We start from the raw sequence: 19,378 nt of genomic DNA, 5'->3' as shown, positions 1-19,378 counted from the left end.
ACTGTTCCGGCGGGGCCCCGCGTCTGCAAAGGAAACGTCAACTCCGGCCGGTTTATGGAATCTTGGGGCCAATCGGTGTGTTCTCGTGATGTGCAGGACACCCTGACGATCCTCGATGCGTTGTACAACGTAAGCTGTACCGGTCCCGAAACACGGCAATCAGGGCGATAATGCGCGACACCGCCCGTCGCACCGCCGTGCGGACGGCCGGGTGGCGTGTCCGAAATAGTGCGTATTGGGTCGGCAGTGTAGAACGGGAGATGTGACGGCAATGGCTACGGAAACTCCCCAGCTCCACACAGCACGCGCCGTCCCCGCACCGGGCAGCCGTCGGTGACGGGCACCGGCACGGCGCGCCCCCTCGACCCGGAGCGCGGCACCCTCGACAAGGCCGCGGGCGAGAACTTCCCGGTGGCCCCGTTCTTCCTGCCCCGGGCCTGGCGCACCGACCTCATGGCCGTCTACGGCTTCGCCCGCCTGGTCGACGACATCGGCGACGGCGACCTGGCCCCCGGCGGCGCCGACGCCCGGCTGCTCGGTGTCCCCCCGCAGGAGGCCGAGGACCGGCTGGTCCTGCTGGACGCCTTCGAGGCCGACCTGCGCAGGGTCTTCGACGCGACGCCCCGCCACCCCCTGCTGCGGCGCCTCCAGCCGACCGTCCGCCGGTGCTCCCTGACCCCCGAGCCGTTCCTCGGCCTGATCGCCGCCAACCGCCAGGACCAGCTGGTCGGCCGCTACGAGACCTACGACGACCTGCTCGCCTACTGCGAGCTGTCCGCCAACCCCGTCGGCCGGCTCGTCCTCGCCGTCACCGGCACCTCGACGCCCGAGCGGATCCGCCGCTCCGACATGATCTGCACCGCCCTCCAGATCGTCGAGCACCTCCAGGACGTGGCCGAGGACCTCGACCGCGACCGCGTGTACCTGCCCGCCGCCGACATGAAGCGTTTCCACGTCGAGGAGGCGGATCTCGCCACGAAAACCGCCGGAGCGTCGGTCCGTGCGTTGATTGCGTACGAAGCGCAAAGGGCCCGGGATCTCCTGAATGAAGGCGCCCCCCTGGTGGGTAGCGTCCACGGCAGGTTGAAGCTGCTGCTCGCAGGGTTCGTGGCGGGGGGAAGGGCGGCTCTGCACGCGATCGCCGCCGCCGACTACGACGTACTTCCCGGCCCGCCCAAGCCCGGCAAGGTCCAGTTGCTGCGTGAGGTGGGCGTGACCCTGCGAGGAGAGGGGTGATCCGGACCGTGGAGTCGGAACCACACGCGTCCCCACCGGTACTCGCCGCCTACAGCTACTGCGAGGCCGTCACCGGGCGTCAGGCCCGGAACTTCGCCTACGGCATCCGGCTGCTGCCGACGCCCCAGCGCCGCGCGATGTCGGCGCTCTACGCGTTCTCGCGGCGGGTCGACGACATCGGCGACGGCGCGCTCGCCGACGACATCAAGGTCGCCCGGCTGGAGGAGACCCGGGCGCTGCTCACCCGGATCCGCGACGGCGAGGTCGACGAGGACGACACCGACCCGGTGGCCGTCGCCCTCACGCACGCCGCCGGGCACTTCCCGATCCCGCTCGGCGGTCTGGACGAGCTCATCGACGGCGTCCTGATGGACGTCCGCGGCGAGACCTACGAGACCTGGGACGACCTGAAGGTCTACTGCCGCTGCGTGGCGGGCGCCATCGGGCGTCTCTCGCTCGGTGTGTTCGGCACGGAACCGGGGGCGCGCGGCGTCGACCGCGCGCCCGAGTACGCCGACACGCTCGGGCTCGCGCTCCAGCTCACGAACATCCTCCGGGACGTCCGCGAGGACGCCGTGGGCGGACGGACCTACCTGCCCGCCGACGACCTCGCGAAATTCGGCTGCTCGGCGGGCTTCAGCGGGCCGCGGCCACCGGAGGGCTCCGACTTCACGGGCCTCGTGCACTTCGAAGTGCGACGGGCCCGCGCTCTTTTCGCCGAGGGCTACCGGCTGCTGCCCATGCTCGACCGGCGCAGCGGCGCCTGCGTCGCCGCCATGGCCGGCATCTACCGCCGCCTCCTCGACCGCATCGAGCGCGACCCGGAGGCCGTGCTGCGCGGCCGGGTCTCCCTGCCCGGCCGGGAGAAGGCGTACGTCGCGGTGCGCGGCCTGTCCGGCCTGGACGCCCGGCATGTGACCCGACGGACCGTCAGGAGGCGTGTGTGACGCACACAGATGCCGCCCTCGGCACGAAGCGGCGGGCAACCCTCCGGCCGGGGCCCGCGTCCCTGACGGAGACGGCCGGTCGTGTGCCGCTCGAGCAGCACGGCCGCCGCGCAGGGGAGGGGGCGTGATGACCCACGGCACGCGGTCCCACGGACCGGTCGCGGACGGACGGCACGCCGTCGTGGTGGGCGGCGGGCTCGCCGGCATCACCACCGCGCTGGCGCTCGCCGACGCCGGGGTGCGCGTCACCCTGCTGGAGGGCAGGCCGAGACTGGGCGGCCTGGCCTTCTCCTTCCAGCGCGGCGATCTCACCGTCGACAACGGACAGCACGTGTACCTGCGCTGCTGCACCGCCTACCGCTGGTTCCTCGACCGCATCGAGGGCGCGGCACTGGCCCCGCTGCAGGACCGGCTCGACGTACCCGTCCTGGACGTCGCACGGCCCGCGGGGCGGCGGCTCGGCAGGCTGCGGCGGGACGCGCTGCCCGTGCCCCTGCACCTGGGGCGCAGCCTCGCCACCTATCCGCACCTGTCGCTCGCCGACCGCGCCAAGGTGGGCCGGGCCGCGCTCGCACTCAAGGGACTCGACCTCACCGACCCGGCGCTGGACACCCAGGACTTCGGCAGCTGGCTGGCCGCGCACGGCCAGTCGGCGCGTGCCGTCGAGGCCCTGTGGGACCTGGTCGGGGTCGCCACCCTCAACGCGATCGCCTCCGACGCCTCCCTCGGACTCGCCGCGATGGTGTTCAAGACCGGTCTGCTGTCCGACCCGGGCGCGGCCGACATCGGCTGGGCGCGCGTCCCGCTGGGCGAACTGCACGACCGGCTGGCCCGCAAGGCGCTCCACTCCGCCGGCGTCCGTACCGAGGTCCGTACACGCGTCACCTCCGTCTCCGCAGAGGTGAACGGACGGTGGAGCGTGGAGGTTCCCGGCGAGACGCTCGAAGCGGACGCGGTGGTGCTCGCCGTACCGCAGCGGGAGGCGCACGACCTGCTGCCCGAGGGCGCCCTCGACGCGCCGGAACGGCTCCTGCGGATCGGCACCGCGCCGATCCTCAACGTCCATGTGGTGTACGACCGGAAGGTGCTCGGCCGGCCGTTCTTCACCGCCCTCGGCACCCCGGTGCAGTGGGTCTTCGACCGGACCGAGGCCTCCGGGCTGCGCCAGGGGCAGTACCTCGCCCTGTCGCAGTCGACGGCCCAGGACGAGATCGACGCGCCCGTGGCGGTGCTGCGCGAGCGGTACCTGCCGGAGCTGGAGCGGCTGCTGCCGCTGACCCGCGGCGCCGAAGTGAGGGACTTCTTCGTCACCCGGGAGCGCACGGCGACGTTCGCTCCCGCCCCCGGCGTCGGGCGCCTCAGGCCCGGCGCCCGCACCAAGGCATCCGGCCTCTACCTGGCCGGAGCGTGGACCGCCACCGGGTGGCCCGCGACCATGGAGAGTGCGGTCCGCAGTGGTGTGAGCGCGGCGGACGCCGTGCTGGGCGCCCTGGGCCGGCCCCGCCCGCAGCACCTCTTCGAGTTCGAGGAGGCGGCGTGATGCTCGCTCGGCACGACGCGGCAGGCGGCCCCCGCACCCCCGGTACCGCGACAAGAGGAGAGACTGTGCCCACTGTGCCCCCGGCCTCGAAGACTGCCGAGGCGGTGGACGTGACCGCGCTGCTGGAGCGCGGCCGAACCCTGGCCACACCGGTACTGCGGGCGGCCGTCGACCGCCTGGCACCTCCCATGGACACTGTTGCCGCCTACCACTTCGGATGGATCGACGCCCAGGGCAGGCCGGCCGAGGGCGACGGCGGCAAGGCCGTGCGCCCCGCCCTCGCGGTCATGTCCGCCGAAGTCATGTCCGCCGCCCCCGAGACCGGCGTCCCCGGCGCCGTCGCCGTGGAACTCGTCCACAACTTCTCCCTCCTCCACGACGACCTCATGGACGGCGACGAACAGCGCCGCCACCGTGACACGGTGTGGAAGGTGCACGGCCCCGCCCAGGCCATCCTGGTCGGCGACGCCCTGTTCGCCCTCGCGGGCGAGGTGCTCCTCGAACTCGGCACCGTCGAGGCCGGCCGCGCCACCCGCCGTCTGACCACCGCCACCCGCGCCCTGATCGACGGCCAGGCCCAGGACATCTCCTACGAGCACCGCGACCGCGTCAGCGTCGCGGAGTGCCTGGAGATGGAGGGCAACAAGACCGGCGCCCTGCTCGCCTGCGCCAGCTCCATCGGCGCGGTCCTCGGCGGCGCCGACGACCGCACCGCCGACACGCTGGAGAAGTACGGCTACCACCTGGGCCTCGCCTTCCAGGCCGTCGACGACCTCCTCGGCATCTGGGGCGACCCGGTCTCCACCGGCAAGCAGACCTGGAGCGACCTGCGTCAGCGCAAGAAGTCGCTGCCGGTCGTGGCCGCGCTCGCGGCGGGCGGATCCGCCTCCGAGCGGCTCGGCGAGCTGCTCGCCGCCGACGCCAAGGCCAGCGACTTCGAGAACTTCTCCGAGGAGGAGTTCGCGGCCCGCGCCGCCCTCATCGAGGAGGCGGGCGGCCGCGAGTGGACCGCCGACGAGGCACGACGTCAGCACACCATCGCCATCGAGGCCCTCGACGCCGTGGACATGCCCGACCGGGTGCGGGCACAGTTCACGGCGCTCGCGGACTTCGTCGTCGTACGAAAGAGATGATCACTATCGGTCGAATAGCACTCGCGTAGTCGCCGGCCGGTGCCGCGAGTCTCCTCGTGGCACCGGCCGACGGCGGACCCACCGCAGATGCACGCCTTGCAGGACTGCACGAAGGGGAAGCCATGACAGCGACGACCGACGGAAGCACCGGGGCCCTGCGACCCCGAGCCGACGCGGCCAGCGACACCGACACCGACAAGCCCGTGGCGGCCGGGGTACCGGAAGCCGCCGCCCGCGCCGCCCAGCGTGCCACCGATTTCCTGCTCTCCCGCCAGGACGCCCAGGGCTGGTGGAAGGGCGACCTCGAGACCAACGTCACCATGGACGCCGAGGACCTGCTGCTCCGTCAGTTCCTCGGCATCCGCGACGAGGCGACCACCCGGGCCGCCGCGCTCTTCATCCGCGGCGAGCAGCGCGAGGACGGCACCTGGGGCACCTTCTACGGCGGCCCCGGCGAACTCTCCACCACCATCGAGGCCTACGTCGCCCTCCGCCTGGCCGGTGACGCCCCCGACGCCCCGCACATGGCGAAGGCCTCCGCCTGGATCCGCGCGCAGGGCGGCATCGCCGCCGCCCGGGTCTTCACGCGGATCTGGCTGGCCCTGTTCGGCTGGTGGAAGTGGGAGGACCTCCCGGAACTCCCGCCGGAGCTCATCTTCTTCCCCAAGTGGCTGCCGCTCAACATCTACGACTTCGGCTGCTGGGCCCGGCAGACGATAGTGCCGCTGACGATCGTCTCCGCCAAGCGGCCGGTGCGCCCCGCGCCCTTCCCGCTCGACGAGCTGCACACCGACCCGGCCCGCCCGAACCCGCCCAGGGTCCTCGACCCGCCGCTGAGTTGGGACGGGGCCTTCCAGCGGATGGACAAGGCCCTGCACGCCCTGCGGAAGGTCGCCCCGCGCCGACTCCGCAAGGCCGCCATGGACAGCGCCGCCCGCTGGATCATCGAGCGGCAGGAGAACGACGGCTGCTGGGGCGGCATCCAGCCCCCGGCCGTGTACTCGATCATCGCGCTCCACCTGCTCGGCTACGACCTCCAGCACCCCGTGATGCGCGAGGGGCTGGCGTCCCTGGACCGGTTCGCCGTGTGGCGCGAGGACGGGGCCCGGATGATCGAGGCCTGCCAGTCGCCGGTCTGGGACACCTGCCTGGCCGCGATCGCCCTCGTCGACGCCGGACTGCCCCCCGACCACCCGCAGTTGGTCAAGGCGGCGGACTGGATGCTCGGCGAGGAGATCGTCCGCCCCGGCGACTGGGCCGTACGGCGGCCGGAACTGCCGCCCGGCGGTTGGGCGTTCGAGTTCCACAACGACAACTACCCCGACATCGACGACACCGCCGAGGTCGTCCTCGCGCTGCGCCGGATCACCCACCACGACCCGGAGCGGGTCGACAAGGCGATCGGGCGCGCCCTGCGCTGGACCCTCGGCATGCAGTCGAAGAACGGCGCCTGGGCCGCCTTCGACGCCGACAACACCAGCCCCTTCCCGAACCGGCTGCCGTTCTGCGACTTCGGCGAGGTCATCGACCCGCCCTCCGCCGACGTCACCGCGCACGTCGTCGAGATGCTCGCGGTCGAAGGGCTCGCCCACGACCCGCGCACCCGGCGCGGCATCGAGTGGCTGCTCGCCGAGCAGGAGCCGGACGGCTCCTGGTTCGGGCGCTGGGGCGTCAACTACGTCTACGGCACCGGGTCCGTCGTCCCTGCCCTGGTCGCCGCGGGCATCCCCGCCGCGCACCCGGCGATCCGGCGGGCGGTGGCCTGGCTGGAGTCGGTGCAGAACGACGACGGCGGCTGGGGCGAGGACCTGCGCTCCTACCACGACGTCCGGGAATGGAGCGGCAAGGGCGCCTCCACCGCCTCCCAGACGGCGTGGGCGCTGCTGGCGCTGCTCGCGGCGGGCGAGCGGGACTCCAAGGCCGTCGAACGGGGCGTCGAGTGGCTCGCCGCCACCCAGCGGGAGGACGGCTCCTGGGACGAGCCCTACTTCACGGGGACCGGCTTCCCGTGGGACTTCTCGATCAACTACCACCTCTACCGGCAGGTGTTCCCGCTCACCGCGCTCGGCCGGTACGTCCACGGGGAGCCCTTCGCCGACCGGCTCAAGGGGAGCTGATGAGCCCACAGCCCGCCCCGTCCCCGCTGCTGGTCGCCTGTGCGCTCGGCATCGAGCAGTTCGCCCTGCGCGCGGGCGGCCGGGGCGGCGCCGGCGGGCCGGTCACCGTGCTGCGCACGGGCATGGGACCAGTGGCGGCCGAGCGGTCCGTCACGCGCGTGCTCGCCGACCCGGCCCTGCGCGACGCCGCCGTGCTGGCCACCGGCTTCTGCGCGGGGCTCGCGCCGGGCATGCACCCCGGGGACCTGGTCGTCGCCGAGGAGACCCGCGACCCGCGCTCCACGACCCCCTGCGTGGGGACGGAGCTGCTGGTCAAGGAGCTGGGCCGGGTGGTGCCCGGGCGGACCGTGCACACCGGGCCGCTCACCGGTTCCGACCACGTCGTGCGCGGTCACGAACGGTCCGAACTGCTCGCGACCGGCGCGATCGCGGTCGACATGGAGTCGGCGGCCACGCTCCTGAGCGCCGTGCGCGCGGGCGAGCGCCCGGTTGCGGCCGTCCGGGTGGTCGTGGACGCTCCTGAACATGAACTCGTCCGGATCGGCACGGTGCGCGGTGGAATATCAGCTTTCCGTGTTCTTCGTTCCGTTCTTCCCGCTTTCTTCGAATGGCACCGTTCCTTGCTGCTCCCCAGGAGGTGAGCCAGATGGCCATGCCGCTCCGACAGTCCATCAAGGTCGCTACGTACTTGGCTGAACAGAAGCTCCGGCGGCGGGACAAGTTCCCCCTGATCGTCGAGTTGGAGCCGTTGTTCGCCTGCAACCTCAAGTGCGAGGGGTGTGGCAAGATCCAGCATCCGGCCGGGGTGCTCAAACAGCGCATGCCGGTCGCCCAGGCCGTGGGGGCGGTCATGGAGTCCGGTGCCCCGATGGTGTCCATCGCCGGTGGCGAGCCGCTGATGCACCCGCAGATCGACGAGATCGTGCGTCAGCTGGTGGCCAAGCGGAAGTACGTTTTCCTGTGCACCAACGCCATGCTGCTGCGCAAGAAGATGGACAAGTTCCAGCCCTCCCCCTACTTCGCCTTCGCGGTGCACATCGACGGGCTGCGCGAGCGGCACGACGAGTCGGTGGCCAAGGAGGGCGTCTTCGACGAGGCCGTGGAGGCGATCAAGGAGGCCAAGCGGCGCGGCTTCCGGGTCACCACCAACTCGACGTTCTTCAACACCGACACCCCGCAGACCATCATCGAGGTGCTCAACTACCTCAACGACGACCTCCAGGTCGACGAGATGATGATCTCGCCCGCCTATGCCTACGAGAAGGCCCCCGACCAGGAGCACTTCCTCGGCGTGGAGCAGACCCGCGAGCTGTTCAAGAAGGCCTTCGCGGGCGGCAACCGGCGGCGCTGGCGGCTCAACCACTCCCCGCTCTTCCTGGACTTCCTGGAGGGCAAGGTCGACTTCCCGTGCACGGCGTGGGCGATCCCGAACTACTCGCTCTTCGGCTGGCAGCGCCCCTGCTACCTGATGAGCGACGGGTACGTGCCGACGTACCGGGAGCTGGTCGAGGAGACCGACTGGGACAAGTACGGCCGCGGCAAGGACCCGCGCTGCGCCAACTGCATGGCGCACTGCGGCTACGAGCCCACCGCCGTCCTCGCCACCATGGGATCGCTGACGGAGTCCCTGCGCGCCCTGCGCGAGACGGTCTCCGGGAACCGGGAGTGACGCCATGACCGCCATCCCCTTGGGCGTTCCCGAGGTGCCGGTCCGGCCGATCGCCGAGCGGCGTGTGTCGCGGCGGATCCAGGTCGGTCCGGTGGCGGTCGGGGGCGGGGCCCCGGTGTCGGTGCAGTCGATGACGACGACCCGCACCTCGGACGTCGGCGCCACCCTCCAGCAGATCGCCGAACTCACGGCGTCCGGCTGCCAGATCGTGCGCGTCGCCTGCCCCACGCAGGACGACGCGGACGCGCTCGCGACCATCGCCCGCAAGTCGCAGATCCCGGTCATCGCCGACATCCACTTCCAGCCCAAGTACGTGTTCGCGGCCATCGAGGCGGGCTGCGCGGCCGTACGCGTCAATCCCGGCAACATCAAGCAGTTCGACGACCGGGTCAAGGAGATCGCCCGGGCGGCCCGCGACCACGGCACGCCGATCCGGATCGGCGTCAACGCGGGGTCGCTGGACCGGCGGCTGCTGCAGAAGTACGGCAAGGCCACCCCGGAGGCGCTCGTGGAGAGCGCCCTGTGGGAGGCGTCCCTGTTCGAGGAGCACGACTTCCGCGACATCAAGATCTCCGTCAAGCACAACGACCCGGTCGTGATGATCGAGGCCTACCGGCAGCTCGCGGAGCAGTGCGACTACCCGCTGCACCTGGGAGTCACGGAGGCCGGTCCCGCCTTCCAGGGCACGATCAAGTCGGCGGTGGCCTTCGGCGCGCTGCTGTCCCGGGGCATCGGCGACACGATCCGGGTGTCGCTGTCGGCGCCGCCGGTCGAGGAGGTCAAGGTCGGCATCCAGATCCTGGAGTCCCTGGGGCTGCGGCAGCGCGGCCTGGAGATCGTCTCCTGCCCCTCCTGCGGACGCGCCCAGGTCGACGTCTACAAGCTGGCCGAGGAGGTCACGGCCGGACTGGAGGGCATGGAAGTGCCGTTGCGCGTCGCCGTCATGGGGTGCGTGGTCAACGGTCCCGGCGAGGCCCGGGAGGCCGATCTGGGGGTGGCCTCCGGCAACGGAAAGGGGCAGATCTTCGTGAAGGGCGAGGTCGTCAAGACCGTCCCCGAGTCGAAGATCGTCGAGACGCTGATCGACGAGGCGATGAAACTCGCCGCGCAGATGGAGCAGGACGGCGTGGGGTCGGGGGAGCCGGCCGTCACCGTGAGCTGAGCAGCACGGAACCGAAGGGGGCCCGAGCGTGACGATTCTGGAGACCATCCGGGGACCACGCGACCTGAAGGCGCTGTCCGAGGCGGAACTCGGTGAACTGTCCGACGAGATCAGGGAGTTCCTGGTACACGCGGTCGCCAGGACAGGCGGCCATCTGGGGCCCAACCTGGGGGTGGTGGAGCTGACCGTCGCCCTGCACCGGGTCTTCGAGTCACCGGTCGACCGCATCCTGTGGGACACCGGCCACCAGAGCTACGTCCACAAACTGCTGACCGGACGCCAGGACTTCTCCAAGCTGCGCGGCAAGGGCGGCCTGTCCGGCTACCCCTCGCGCGAGGAGTCCGAGCACGACGTCATCGAGAACAGCCACGCCTCCACGGCGCTCGGCTGGGCCGACGGGCTCGCCAAGGCCCGCCAGGTGCAGGGAGAGAAGGGGCACGTCGTCGCGGTCATCGGCGACGGGGCCCTGACCGGCGGCATGGCCTGGGAGGCCCTGAACAACATCGCGGCCGCCAAGAACCGCCCGCTGATCATCGTCGTCAACGACAACGAACGCTCCTACGCCCCGACCATCGGCGGCCTCGCCAACCACCTCGCGACCCTGCGCACCACCGACGGCTACGAGCGGGTGCTGGCCTGGGGCAAGGACGTGCTCCAGGGCACGCCCCTGATCGGCACCACCCTCTACGAGGCCCTGCACGGCGCGAAGAAGGGCTTCAAGGACGCGTTCGCCCCGCAGGGCCTGTTCGAGGACCTGGGCCTGAAGTACGTGGGTCCGATCGACGGGCACGACATCGAGGCCGTGGAGTCCGCGCTGCGGCGCGCGAAACGCTTCCACGGGCCGGTGCTCGTGCACTGCCTCACGGAGAAGGGCCGCGGCTACGAACCGGCCCTCGCCCACGAGGAGGACCACTTCCATACCGTCGGCGTGATGGACCCGCTGACCTGCGCGCCGCTCTCGCCCGCGGGCGGCCCGTCCTGGACGTCCGTGTTCGGCGACGAGATCGTGAAGATCGGCGAGGAGCGCGAGGACGTGGTGGCGATAACCGCCGCCATGCTGCACCCGGTGGGTCTCGGCGCCTTCGCCGAGCGGTTCCCGGACCGGGTGTGGGACGTCGGGATCGCCGAGCAGCACGCGGCCGTCTCCGCGGCCGGCCTGGCGACCGGCGGCCTGCACCCGGTCGTCGCCGTCTACGCCACCTTCCTCAACCGTGCCTTCGACCAGCTGCTCATGGACGTGGCCCTGCACCGCTGCGGAGCGACCTTCGTGCTCGACCGGGCCGGCATCACCGGTACCGACGGGGCCTCCCACAACGGCATGTGGGACCTGTCCGTCCTCCAGGTCGTGCCGGGCCTCAGGATCGCCGCGCCGCGCGACGCCGACCAGCTGCGGGCCCAGCTGCGCGAGGCGGTCGCCGTCGACGACGCGCCGACCCTGGTGCGCTTCCCGAAGGAGTCGGTCGGCCCGGCGATCCCGGCGGTGGACCGGGTGGGCGGGCTGGATATGCTGCACCGCGCCGACGACCCCGAGGTACTGCTCGTCGCCGTCGGGGTCATGGCGCCCGTCTGCCTCCAGGCCGCCGAGCTGCTGGAAGCCCGCGGCATCGGCTGCACCGTCGTCGACCCGCGCTGGGTCAAGCCCGTCGACCCGGCGCTCCCGAGACTTGCCGCGGAACACCGCCTGGTCGCCGTCGTCGAGGACAACAGCCGGGCCGCCGGGGTCGGCTCGGCCGTGGCGCTGGCGCTCGGGGATGCCGAAGTCGACGTGCCCGTACGGCGGTTCGGCATCCCGGAGCAGTTCCTCGCGCACGCCAAGCGCGGCGAGGTGCTCGCCGACATCGGCCTGACACCCGTCGAGATCGCGGGACGGATCAGCGCGAGCCTGACCGTCAAGGAAGAGCTGTCCAAGGAGCCACAGGAATGACAACCGCCGAGTCCGCGTCGGAGTCGTCGCAGGCCGGGGAGTTCGACCTCGGCACATTGCTGGCCGAGCGCGGAGCCGAGCGCTACGAGCTGCACACCCGGTACCTCAACCACCAGCTCCCGCGCATGCTGCACACCATCGGCTTCGACAAGGTCTACGAGCGCGCCGAGGGCGCCTACTTCTACGACGCGGACGGCAACGACTACCTGGACATGCTCGCCGGGTTCGGGGTGATGGGGCTCGGCCGCCACCACCCCGTGATCCGCAAGGCGCTGCACGACGTGCTGGACGCCGGTCTCGCCGACCTCACCCGGTTCGACTGCCAGCCGCTGCCCGGCCTGCTGGCCGAGAAACTGCTCGCGCACAGCCCGCACCTGGACCGGGTGTTCTTCGGCAACAGCGGCACCGAGGCCGTCGAGGGCGCCCTGAAGTTCGCCCGGTTCGTGACCGGGCGGCCCCGGGTTCTGTACTGCGCGCACGCCTTCCACGGCCTGACCACCGGCTCCCTCTCCGTCAACGGCGAGTCCGGTTTCCGCGACGGCTTCGCCCCGCTGCTGCCCGACACGGCCGTGCCGCTGGGCGATCTCGACGCGCTGGAGCGGGAGCTGAGGAAGGGTGACGTCGCCGCCCTGATCGTCGAGCCCATCCAGGGCAAGGGCGTGCTGGAGTCCCCGCCCGGCTACCTGCTCGCCGCCCAGGAACTGCTGCACCGGCACAAGGCGCTGCTCATCGCCGACGAGGTGCAGACGGGCCTCGGCCGCACCGGCGACTTCTACGGCTACCAGCACGAGGACGGGGTGGAGCCCGACCTGGTGTGCGTGGCCAAGGCGCTCTCCGGCGGCTATGTGCCGGTGGGCGCCACACTCGGCAAGGACTGGATCTTCAAGAAGGTCTACTCGTCCATGGACCGGGTGCTCGTCCACTCGGCGAGCTTCGGATCGAACGCGCAGGCCATGGCGGCGGGCCTGGCGGTGCTGTCGGTGATGGAGAACGAGCAGATCGTCGCGAACGTCCGGGCCACCGGCGAGCGGCTCAGGTCCCGGCTCGCGGCGTTGACGGACCGGTACGAGATGCTCGCCGAGGTGCGCGGCCGGGGCCTGATGATCGGCATCGAGTTCGGCCGGCCCAGGTCGCTGAAACTGCGCAGCCGCTGGACCATGCTCCAGGCCGCGCGCAAGGGACTGTTCGCGCAGATGGTCGTGGTACCGCTGCTGCAGAAGCACCGGATCCTCACCCAGGTCTCCGGCGACCACATGGAGGTGATCAAGCTGATCCCGCCGCTGGTCATCGGCGAGCGGGAGGTGGACCGGTTCGTCGAGGCCTTCACGGCCGTGATGGACGACGCGCACGACGGCGGCCTGGTGTGGGACTTCGGGAAGACCCTGGTCAAGCAGGCGGTGGCGAACCGCTGAGTTTTTTGCCTCTGAGGCAAGAAATTTGCCTCTGAGGCAAGGCTCCGGCTGAATGGAGGCATGAGCTCCTCCGAGACCGAGCGGCCCCTCGGGGCCGACTCGCCGGCCGACCAGCCGGCCGGTGCGCTGCCCGCCGCGGTCGCGCCCCAGCTGCGGGCGCTGCGGCGCCAGGCCTCCCTGACGCTGGAGACCGCGGCCCGCGCCGCCGGGCTGTCACCCGCCCACCTCTCCCGTCTGGAGACCGGGCAGCGCCAGCCCTCGCTGCCGATGCTGCTCGCGCTCGCCCGCGTCTACGGTACGACCGTCTCCGAACTGCTCGGGGAGACCGTGGCCGGCCGGGACGCCGTCGTCCGCGCCGCCGACATGGAACCGACCGCTGCGGGCGGCTGGACCTACTGGCAGGCCGGCGCCTCCGGGCGCGGGATGCAGGCCCTGCGGGTCCATGTCCCGTACGGCTCCCAGGGCGACATCGTGCGCGTCCACCCCGGCGAGGAGTGGCTCCATGTGCTGCGGGGCCGACTGCGGCTGCGCCTCGGGGACACCACGCACCGGCTGGCGCCCGGCGACAGCGCCCACTTCGACTCGCTCACCCCGCACCGGATCGCCGCCGAGGACCACGACGGCGTCGACCTGCTCTTCGTCCACACCCTGCTGCAGAGCCCCACGGCCGCCCTGTGCCTGGGCCCCACCCCTGGAGAGCCCCCATGAGGGACATGGAGGAGAAGTTCCCGCGCGCCCTGTGGGTGCGGCTGTTCATCTACCTCATCCTGGGGCACGTCTTCGCCGCGTTCATCTACCTGCTGTTCGAGGTAGGCGCCAAGTAGCCGCCGGCCGGCGCCTCAGTCGAGGAGCCGCTCGCGCAGCAGCTCCCGGGTCTCCGGGGCCAGCTTCAGACCCTTCTCCAGGTAGGGGTCGACACCGCCCCACGTCTCCTCGATGGTGTCGAAGGCGGCCGTGAGGTACTCGGCGCGCGCGTCGAAGAGCGGGCTGAGCAGCTCCATGACCTCGGGGGAGTAGGCCGAGGCGTGGGAGCTGCTGCGGTACACCTTGTAACGGCGGTGCTTGGCGTTGGACTTCAGGTAGTCCTCGACGATCGCCTCCCGCTCGACGCCCAGCGCGAGCAGCGTCACCGCGATGGACAGGCCCGCGCGGTCCTTGCCCGCCGCGCAGTGCATCAGCACCGGGACGCTGTCCTCGGCGAGCGCGTGCAGCACGTGGGAGTGCTCGGCCGTGCGGTTCCGGATGATCGTGCGGTAGGAGGCGATCATGCGGTCCGCGCCCTTGCCGTCCGAGAGGATCGCGCGCAGCTGGTCCAGATCACCGTCGCGGACCATCCGCCAGAACTCGGCGCCGTCGGCCGGGTCGCTCAGCGGCAGGTTCACATTGCGCACGCCCGGCAGCTCGACATCCGGCCCTTCGAGCTTCTGGTCGGCCGCGTTGCGGAAGTCGAAGATCGTGTGCAGGCCCAGGCCGGACAGGAAGGCGGCGTCCTCACCGGTCGCGTGGGCGAGGTGGCCGCTGCGGAACAGCACTCCCTGCCGCACCCGCCGTCCGTCCACGGTCGGCAGCCCGCCCACATCGCGGAAGTTGCGGACTCCGGCCAGCTCGGGCTCGGTCGACGGGACCTGCTGCGTCACGAGGGCTCCTCCCCTTCGGCGCCGTCGGCGCGGCTCGTCGACGGGCACCACTCGACGATACGACATGCCTGCCTGGGGCAATGAGTTGTCCACAGGCGTTGCAGGGAGCCCCCCGAGCCCTTGATGATGTTGCGGCCTGGTCGCACCTGGTCGGGCTTGTTCGAATCTGTGAGGGCTTGATGCTGGAGATCTCCGAAGACGGACGTACGTGGGTGCTGTCGGGACCGGCCAGCAGCTACGCCGTCCACGTCACCGACCGCCACGAACTGCTGCACCTCCACTGGGGCGCCCGGATCGCCCTCGCCGACGCCGAGGCCCTCGCTGTCCGGCCGCTGCCGGAGTACTGGCCCTTCGAGTCCCCGCTCGACGGGCGCGAGGAGTACCCGGTCGAGGGCGGCCCCCGTTTCGCCCGGCCCGCCCTGTCCCTGCGCACGGCCGAGCGGCGCGGCACCGAGTGGGCCTACGAGGGTCATGACGCCGAGGACGGTGAGCTGCGGCTCCGCTTCCGCGACGGCGACCTGGCCGTCACGCTGCACTACCGGATGCGCTCCTCGTCGGACGTCGTCGAGCGCTGGGTGACCCTGGCCAACCGGGGGCCCGCCGTCGAGGTGCTGCGCGCCGACTCCGCCACCTGGACCCTGCCCGACCGCGACACCTGGCGGCTGTCCCAGCTGCACGGCCGCTGGGGCGCCGAGTCCCGGCTGACGCGCTCCCCGCTCACCCACGGCGAGAAGGTCATCGGCAGCCGCCGCGGCCACACCTCCCACCAGCACCTGCCGTGGGTCGCGCTCGACACCGACGCGACCGAGGAGCGCGGCGAGGTCTACGGCTGCGCCCTGGGCTGGTCCGGGTCCTGGCGGATCGCCGTGGCCCAACTCCCGGACGCGCGCGTGCAGATCACCGGCGGCGCCGGCCACGACGACTCGGGCCTGCTGATGCTGGGCACGGGGGAGTCGTACACCACCCCCGTCTTCGCCGGGCTCTGGACCGACGGCGGATTCGGCGGGGCGAGCCGGGCCTGGCACGCCTACCAGCGGGCCCACGTCATCCCGGACGCCGACCGGGACCGGCCGGTGCTGTTCAACTCCTGGGAGGCCACCGAGTTCGACATCTCCGAGGAGCAGCAGCGGGCGCTGGCCGAGCGGGCCGCAGCCATGGGCGTCGAGCTGTTCGTGGTCGACGACGGCTGGTTCGGGGCGCGCACCAGCGACCGGGCCGGGCTCGGCGACTGGACGCCCAATCCCGACCGCTTCCCCGGCGGGCTGAAGCCGCTCGCCGACCACGTGCACGGCCTCGGCATGCAGTTCGGCATCTGGGTCGAGCCCGAGATGGTCAACCCGGACAGCGAGCTGTACCGGGCCCACCCCGACTGGGTGCAGTACCAACCGGGACGAAAGCGGACGGAGTTCCGCAATCAGCTCGTACTGAACCTCGCCCGCGAGGACGTCCGGGAGTATCTGTGGGAGCAGCTCGACGGACTCCTCTCCAGCGCCCCGATCGACTACGTCAAGTGGGACTTCAACCGCTGCTTCACCGACGCCGGCTGGCCCGGCGACCCCTACCCGCAGCGGCTCTGGGTCGACCACGTGCACGGCCTGTACGCCCTGCTGGACCGGCTGCGGGCCGCCCACCCGGGCGTGGCCTTCGAGTCCTGCTCGGGCGGCGGCGGCCGGATCGACCTCGGCGTGCTGAGCCGCACGGACCAGGTGTGGACCTCGGACAACACCGATCCGCTCGACCGGCTCGCCATCCAGCACGGTTTCAGCCAGATCCACCCCGCGCGCGTGATGGCCGCCTGGGTCACCGACAGCCCGAACGCCATGCTCAACCACCGGGCCAGTTCCCTGCGGTTCCGGTTCGTCAGCGCCATGGCCGGGGTGCTCGGGGTCGGCGGCGACCTCACGAAGTGGACGGCCGAGGAGCTCGCCGAGGCGCGGGACTGGGTGGGGCTCTACAAGGAGATCCGGCCCGTGGTGCAGCGCGGTGACCTCCACCGGCTGCGGCCCCCGGAGGGCGGCTCGAGTGCGGTGCAGTACGTCCTCGGTGACGAGACCGTGGTCCTCGCCTGGCTCCAGGCGCAGCGTTACGGCGAGCCCGTGCCGCCGCTGCGGCTGCGGGGCCTCGACCCGACAGCGGAGTACGAATGCCTCGAAACGGGCGAAATTCACCGGGGTGCCGTGCTGCTGCACCACGGGCTGCGGGTCGGCCTGCGCGGAGACCTGGACGCCATGGTCGTCCGTCTTAAGCGGAAGTAGTCGTTCTTGTCCGAATAGGTCGCTTCGGTCGTTTGGATATAACGTGCCCCGATCGTAAAGGAGATGAGGTCGGGGCGCGTGACCATCGTCATATTCGTGACGATCCGTTGTCGCCATGTTCACGTAATTCCGGCGCTATTCAGGGTCATTGCGGAAAGCGGGAGATCGGTAATCCACGCTCGGTGACGGGAAATGTGGCGGCGCGTCAAGAAAAACGCCGTCACAGGCAACCGCAAGCTTGTCCCGTTGCGTCTTGGTCGCTTACGTTCCACACCAATCCGGACGGACGCCTAATCCTGCCGCCGCCCGGAGCCCGCACACACTGACCCGTGTACGGCAGGAGCGGGGGACCCACAGGTACGACGCCTGTTCCGGTTCCCGGAACGGCTTGGGGTTAAGCCGCGCCTCGGCGCGGCCGGGCATCTCCAGCCCGCACCCGACAGCTCACCTCGTAGGCGCCGGAGAGGAATTCGCCATGCCCGCGAAGGGTAAGCACCGCCGCCCGAAGACCCAGCGTTTCACCCGCTCCATCGCCGTCGCCGGAACCGGCGGGGCCGCTCTCGCCCTTCCGCTCATGGGGGCCGCCGGCGCCCACGCCGCCACCCCGCAGTCGGCCCCGGAAAAGGCCGTCCAGTCCGCACCGGCCGCCGAGAAGAAGGCTCCAGAAAAGGCCACGGGCGCGCGCACGTACACCGTGAAGGCCGGTGACTATCTCGCGAAGATCGCCGACGAGCAGAACGTCAGCGGTGGCTGGAAGAAGCTCTACTCGGACAACCGCGACGCCGTCGGCGACGACCCGTCGCTGATCCACCCCGGCCTGAAGCTCTCGATCGGCAAGAAGGCGGCGACGAGCGCGCCCAAGGCGCCGTCCGTGCCGAAGGCCTCGGCCGAGAAACCGGCGAAGAAGCCCGCTGCGGCCGAGTCGTCCGCGAAGGCGGAGACCGCCCCGAAGCCGGCCGCCGCCAAGCCGGCCGCCGAGAGCAACGCCAGTGGCTACAGCTCCCCGGTGGACGGTGCCACCGTCGGCACCCCGTACCGCATGTCCGGCAGCATGTGGTCCAGCGGCTACCACACCGGCGTCGACTTCGTCGTCCCGACCGGCACCTCCCTCAAGGCCGTCGGCGCGGGCACGGTCGTCTCCGCCGGCTGGGGCGGTGCGTACGGCAACCAGGTCGTCATCAAGCTGAACGACGGCCACTACGCCCAGTACGCCCACCTGTCCCAGCTCTCCGTCTCGGCCGGCCAGACCGTGTCCGCCGGGCAGCAGGTCGGCCTCTCCGGCGCCACCGGCAACGTCACCGGACCGCACCTGCACTTCGAGATCCGCACCGCGCCGGGCTACGGCTCGGACGTGGACCCGGTCGCCTTCCTGCGCTCGCACGGCGTCTCCGTCGGCTGACCGACCGCACGACCACCTGCCTGACACGCCACCGAAGGCCGGACCCCGATCCCCGGGTCCGGCCTTCGGTGTGCGCGTCCGGACTTCGGTGTGCGCGCGCCCGTCGACCGGCTCAAGGGATCGACAGGGGGCGGCAGTTGGGACACAGTGATCCCGTCGAGAGTGCAAGCGCTTTCTGAAGGAGCTGTGTCCCGTGCCGACCACCCGCAGAACGTTCGGAGCCCTGGCCGCCGGAGCGGCCCTCGCGGCCCTCGCCCCGACGGCGAACGCGAGCGCCGCGCCCCGGCACCGCCGGCTCATCGCCCACGACGACTTCCGCCACGGCCTGACCCGGTGGGCGACCGAACTGCAGGACGGCGGCACCGTCACCGCCTCCCGCGGCGTCCTGGAGATCGACGTGCCGAGCGGGGCGACGGTCTGGTTCAGGCAGCGGCTGGAGGGCCCGTACGTCCTCGCCTACACCGCCACTCCCGTCTCCGAGGGCGGGGCCAACGACCGGGTCTCGGACCTCAACAACTTCTGGAACGCCACCGACGTCCGCTCCCCGGACGACCTCTTCGCGACGCCCCGCGGCGGGGCCCTCGACGAGTACGACCACCTCACGACGTACTACGCCGGCTACGGCGCCAACTACAACACCACGACCCGGCTGCGCCGTTACGTCGGCGAGCCCGGCGTCCGCCCCCTGGTCCTCGACTACACCGAGCCGCTGCTCGTCCCGAACGAGCCGAACCGGGTCCGGATCGTCTCCGACGGCTCCACGGTCAGGTGGTGGAACAACGGGCGGCTCGTCTTCGGCTACACCGACCCTCAGCCGTACACCGGCGGGCACTTCGCCTTCCGGACCGTGTGGAGCCATTTCCGAATCACTGACTTCCGGGTCTGGCGGCTTGCCCCGGAACATCCCTGACGGGCAGCCTATTCCGGAGTTGGCGAACACTTTGGGA

General features: G+C 71.4%; 17 protein-coding genes and 1 riboswitch. Of the genes, 16 read left to right on the top strand and 1 reads right to left on the bottom strand.

Going from position 1 to position 19,378, the window contains the following annotated elements:
• Positions 1–333: 333 nt before the first annotated feature.
• The 13 genes from hpnC to ACSUPV_RS05205 all read left to right on the top strand — a co-directional run bounded on the left by hpnC (position 334) and on the right by ACSUPV_RS05205 (position 13,964).
• A complete protein-coding gene (gene hpnC / locus ACSUPV_RS05265; protein ID WP_436947019.1) occupies positions 334–1,236 on the top strand; it encodes a squalene synthase HpnC in 903 nt (300 codons plus the stop codon).
• A complete protein-coding gene (gene hpnD / locus ACSUPV_RS05260) occupies positions 1,233–2,183 on the top strand; it encodes a presqualene diphosphate synthase HpnD (protein ID WP_436947018.1) in 951 nt (316 codons plus the stop codon). The genes hpnC and hpnD overlap by 4 nt, the downstream gene beginning before the upstream one ends.
• Positions 2,180–2,311: a DUF6380 family protein gene (locus tag ACSUPV_RS05255; RefSeq protein WP_359786433.1), complete on the top strand. Its 132-nt coding sequence runs from the start codon at positions 2,180–2,182 to the stop codon at positions 2,309–2,311. Before hpnD ends, ACSUPV_RS05255 begins: the two co-directional genes overlap by 4 nt.
• Positions 2,311–3,723 (top strand): hydroxysqualene dehydroxylase HpnE, encoded by a 1,413-nt coding sequence (hpnE, locus tag ACSUPV_RS05250; protein WP_436947017.1) that lies wholly within the window; start codon positions 2,311–2,313, stop codon positions 3,721–3,723. Before ACSUPV_RS05255 ends, hpnE begins: the two co-directional genes overlap by 1 nt.
• 65 nt (positions 3,724–3,788) lie before the next feature.
• The gene (locus ACSUPV_RS05245) at positions 3,789–4,856 is read left to right on the top strand and encodes a polyprenyl synthetase family protein (RefSeq protein ID WP_037770557.1); all 1,068 of its coding nucleotides are present in this window, start codon (positions 3,789–3,791) and stop codon (positions 4,854–4,856) included.
• 122 nt (positions 4,857–4,978) lie between these two features.
• Positions 4,979–6,973, top strand: coding sequence for a squalene--hopene cyclase (gene shc, locus ACSUPV_RS05240; protein ID WP_037770554.1), 1,995 nt, complete (start codon positions 4,979–4,981; stop codon positions 6,971–6,973).
• Positions 6,973–7,614: a phosphorylase family protein gene (locus ACSUPV_RS05235; RefSeq protein WP_031112739.1), complete on the top strand. Its 642-nt coding sequence runs from the start codon at positions 6,973–6,975 to the stop codon at positions 7,612–7,614. The genes shc and ACSUPV_RS05235 overlap by 1 nt, the downstream gene beginning before the upstream one ends.
• 5 nt (positions 7,615–7,619) lie before the next feature.
• Positions 7,620–8,642: an adenosyl-hopene transferase HpnH gene (gene hpnH, locus ACSUPV_RS05230; RefSeq protein ID WP_031112740.1), complete on the top strand. Its 1,023-nt coding sequence runs from the start codon at positions 7,620–7,622 to the stop codon at positions 8,640–8,642.
• A 4-nt stretch (positions 8,643–8,646) separates the two neighbouring features.
• Positions 8,647–9,804 carry a flavodoxin-dependent (E)-4-hydroxy-3-methylbut-2-enyl-diphosphate synthase gene (ispG, locus tag ACSUPV_RS05225; protein ID WP_037770548.1) on the top strand — a complete coding sequence of 386 codons (1,158 nt, stop codon included), beginning with the start codon at positions 8,647–8,649 and terminating at the stop codon, positions 9,802–9,804.
• A 28-nt stretch (positions 9,805–9,832) separates the two neighbouring features.
• Positions 9,833–11,728: a 1-deoxy-D-xylulose-5-phosphate synthase gene (gene dxs, locus ACSUPV_RS05220; protein ID WP_436947016.1), complete on the top strand. Its 1,896-nt coding sequence runs from the start codon at positions 9,833–9,835 to the stop codon at positions 11,726–11,728.
• Complete coding sequence (locus ACSUPV_RS05215; RefSeq protein ID WP_031112746.1) at positions 11,725–13,140, top strand: aspartate aminotransferase family protein; 1,416 nt, start codon at positions 11,725–11,727, stop codon at positions 13,138–13,140. Before dxs ends, ACSUPV_RS05215 begins: the two co-directional genes overlap by 4 nt.
• Before the next feature lie 60 nt (positions 13,141–13,200).
• Complete coding sequence (locus ACSUPV_RS05210) at positions 13,201–13,848, top strand: helix-turn-helix domain-containing protein (RefSeq protein WP_436947015.1); 648 nt, start codon at positions 13,201–13,203, stop codon at positions 13,846–13,848.
• Positions 13,845–13,964, top strand: coding sequence for a DUF6126 family protein (locus ACSUPV_RS05205; protein WP_037865280.1), 120 nt, complete (start codon positions 13,845–13,847; stop codon positions 13,962–13,964). The genes ACSUPV_RS05210 and ACSUPV_RS05205 overlap by 4 nt, the downstream gene beginning before the upstream one ends.
• A gap of 15 nt (positions 13,965–13,979) precedes the next feature.
• On the opposite strand, the gene ACSUPV_RS05200 is transcribed toward ACSUPV_RS05205, so the two are convergent.
• Positions 13,980–14,777, bottom strand: coding sequence for a tyrosine-protein phosphatase (locus ACSUPV_RS05200; RefSeq protein ID WP_031112749.1), 798 nt, complete (start codon positions 14,775–14,777; stop codon positions 13,980–13,982).
• Positions 14,778–14,956: 179 nt separating this feature from the next.
• Between ACSUPV_RS05200 and ACSUPV_RS05195 the strand changes: the two genes are divergently transcribed.
• The 3 genes from ACSUPV_RS05195 to ACSUPV_RS05185 all read left to right on the top strand — a co-directional run bounded on the left by ACSUPV_RS05195 (position 14,957) and on the right by ACSUPV_RS05185 (position 19,341).
• Complete coding sequence (locus tag ACSUPV_RS05195; RefSeq protein WP_436947014.1) at positions 14,957–17,032, top strand: alpha-galactosidase; 2,076 nt, start codon at positions 14,957–14,959, stop codon at positions 17,030–17,032.
• A gap of 310 nt (positions 17,033–17,342) precedes the next feature.
• Positions 17,343–17,503: riboswitch (cyclic di-AMP (ydaO/yuaA leader) on the top strand.
• Positions 17,504–17,507: 4 nt separating this feature from the next.
• Positions 17,508–18,431, top strand: a complete 924-nt coding sequence (locus tag ACSUPV_RS05190) for a M23 family metallopeptidase (protein WP_037770533.1) — start codon at positions 17,508–17,510, stop codon at positions 18,429–18,431.
• A 193-nt stretch (positions 18,432–18,624) separates the two neighbouring features.
• Positions 18,625–19,341 carry a DUF6250 domain-containing protein gene (locus ACSUPV_RS05185; RefSeq protein WP_031112754.1) on the top strand — a complete coding sequence of 239 codons (717 nt, stop codon included), beginning with the start codon at positions 18,625–18,627 and terminating at the stop codon, positions 19,339–19,341.
• Positions 19,342–19,378: the final 37 nt, after the last annotated feature.

It is taken from the genome of Streptomyces sp. SudanB52_2052 (genome assembly GCF_964272415.1).
Classification (GTDB): Bacteria; Actinomycetota; Actinomycetes; order Streptomycetales; family Streptomycetaceae; genus Streptomyces; species Streptomyces olindensis.
Note: the sequence above shows the minus strand (reverse complement) of the source record. Positions and strands in the feature narration are given on the sequence as shown.

Bases quoted from the DNA above. Each gene is read 5' to 3' on its own strand.
- hpnE (WP_436947017.1), top strand. From the start codon at position 2,311: ATGACCCACGGCACGCGGTCCCACGGACCGGTCGCGGACGGACGGCAC.
- hpnH (WP_031112740.1), top strand. From the start codon at position 7,620: ATGGCCATGCCGCTCCGACAGTCCATCAAGGTCGCTACGTACTTGGCT.
- ACSUPV_RS05195 (WP_436947014.1), top strand. From the start codon at position 14,957: ATGCTGGAGATCTCCGAAGACGGACGTACGTGGGTGCTGTCGGGACCG.
- shc (WP_037770554.1), top strand. From the start codon at position 4,979: ATGACAGCGACGACCGACGGAAGCACCGGGGCCCTGCGACCCCGAGCC.
- ACSUPV_RS05190 (WP_037770533.1), top strand. From the start codon at position 17,508: ATGCCCGCGAAGGGTAAGCACCGCCGCCCGAAGACCCAGCGTTTCACC.
- ACSUPV_RS05210 (WP_436947015.1), top strand. From the start codon at position 13,201: ATGAGCTCCTCCGAGACCGAGCGGCCCCTCGGGGCCGACTCGCCGGCC.
- ACSUPV_RS05235 (WP_031112739.1), top strand. From the start codon at position 6,973: ATGAGCCCACAGCCCGCCCCGTCCCCGCTGCTGGTCGCCTGTGCGCTC.
- ACSUPV_RS05205 (WP_037865280.1), top strand. From the start codon at position 13,845: ATGAGGGACATGGAGGAGAAGTTCCCGCGCGCCCTGTGGGTGCGGCTG.
- ispG (WP_037770548.1), top strand. From the start codon at position 8,647: ATGACCGCCATCCCCTTGGGCGTTCCCGAGGTGCCGGTCCGGCCGATC.
- ACSUPV_RS05215 (WP_031112746.1), top strand. From the start codon at position 11,725: ATGACAACCGCCGAGTCCGCGTCGGAGTCGTCGCAGGCCGGGGAGTTC.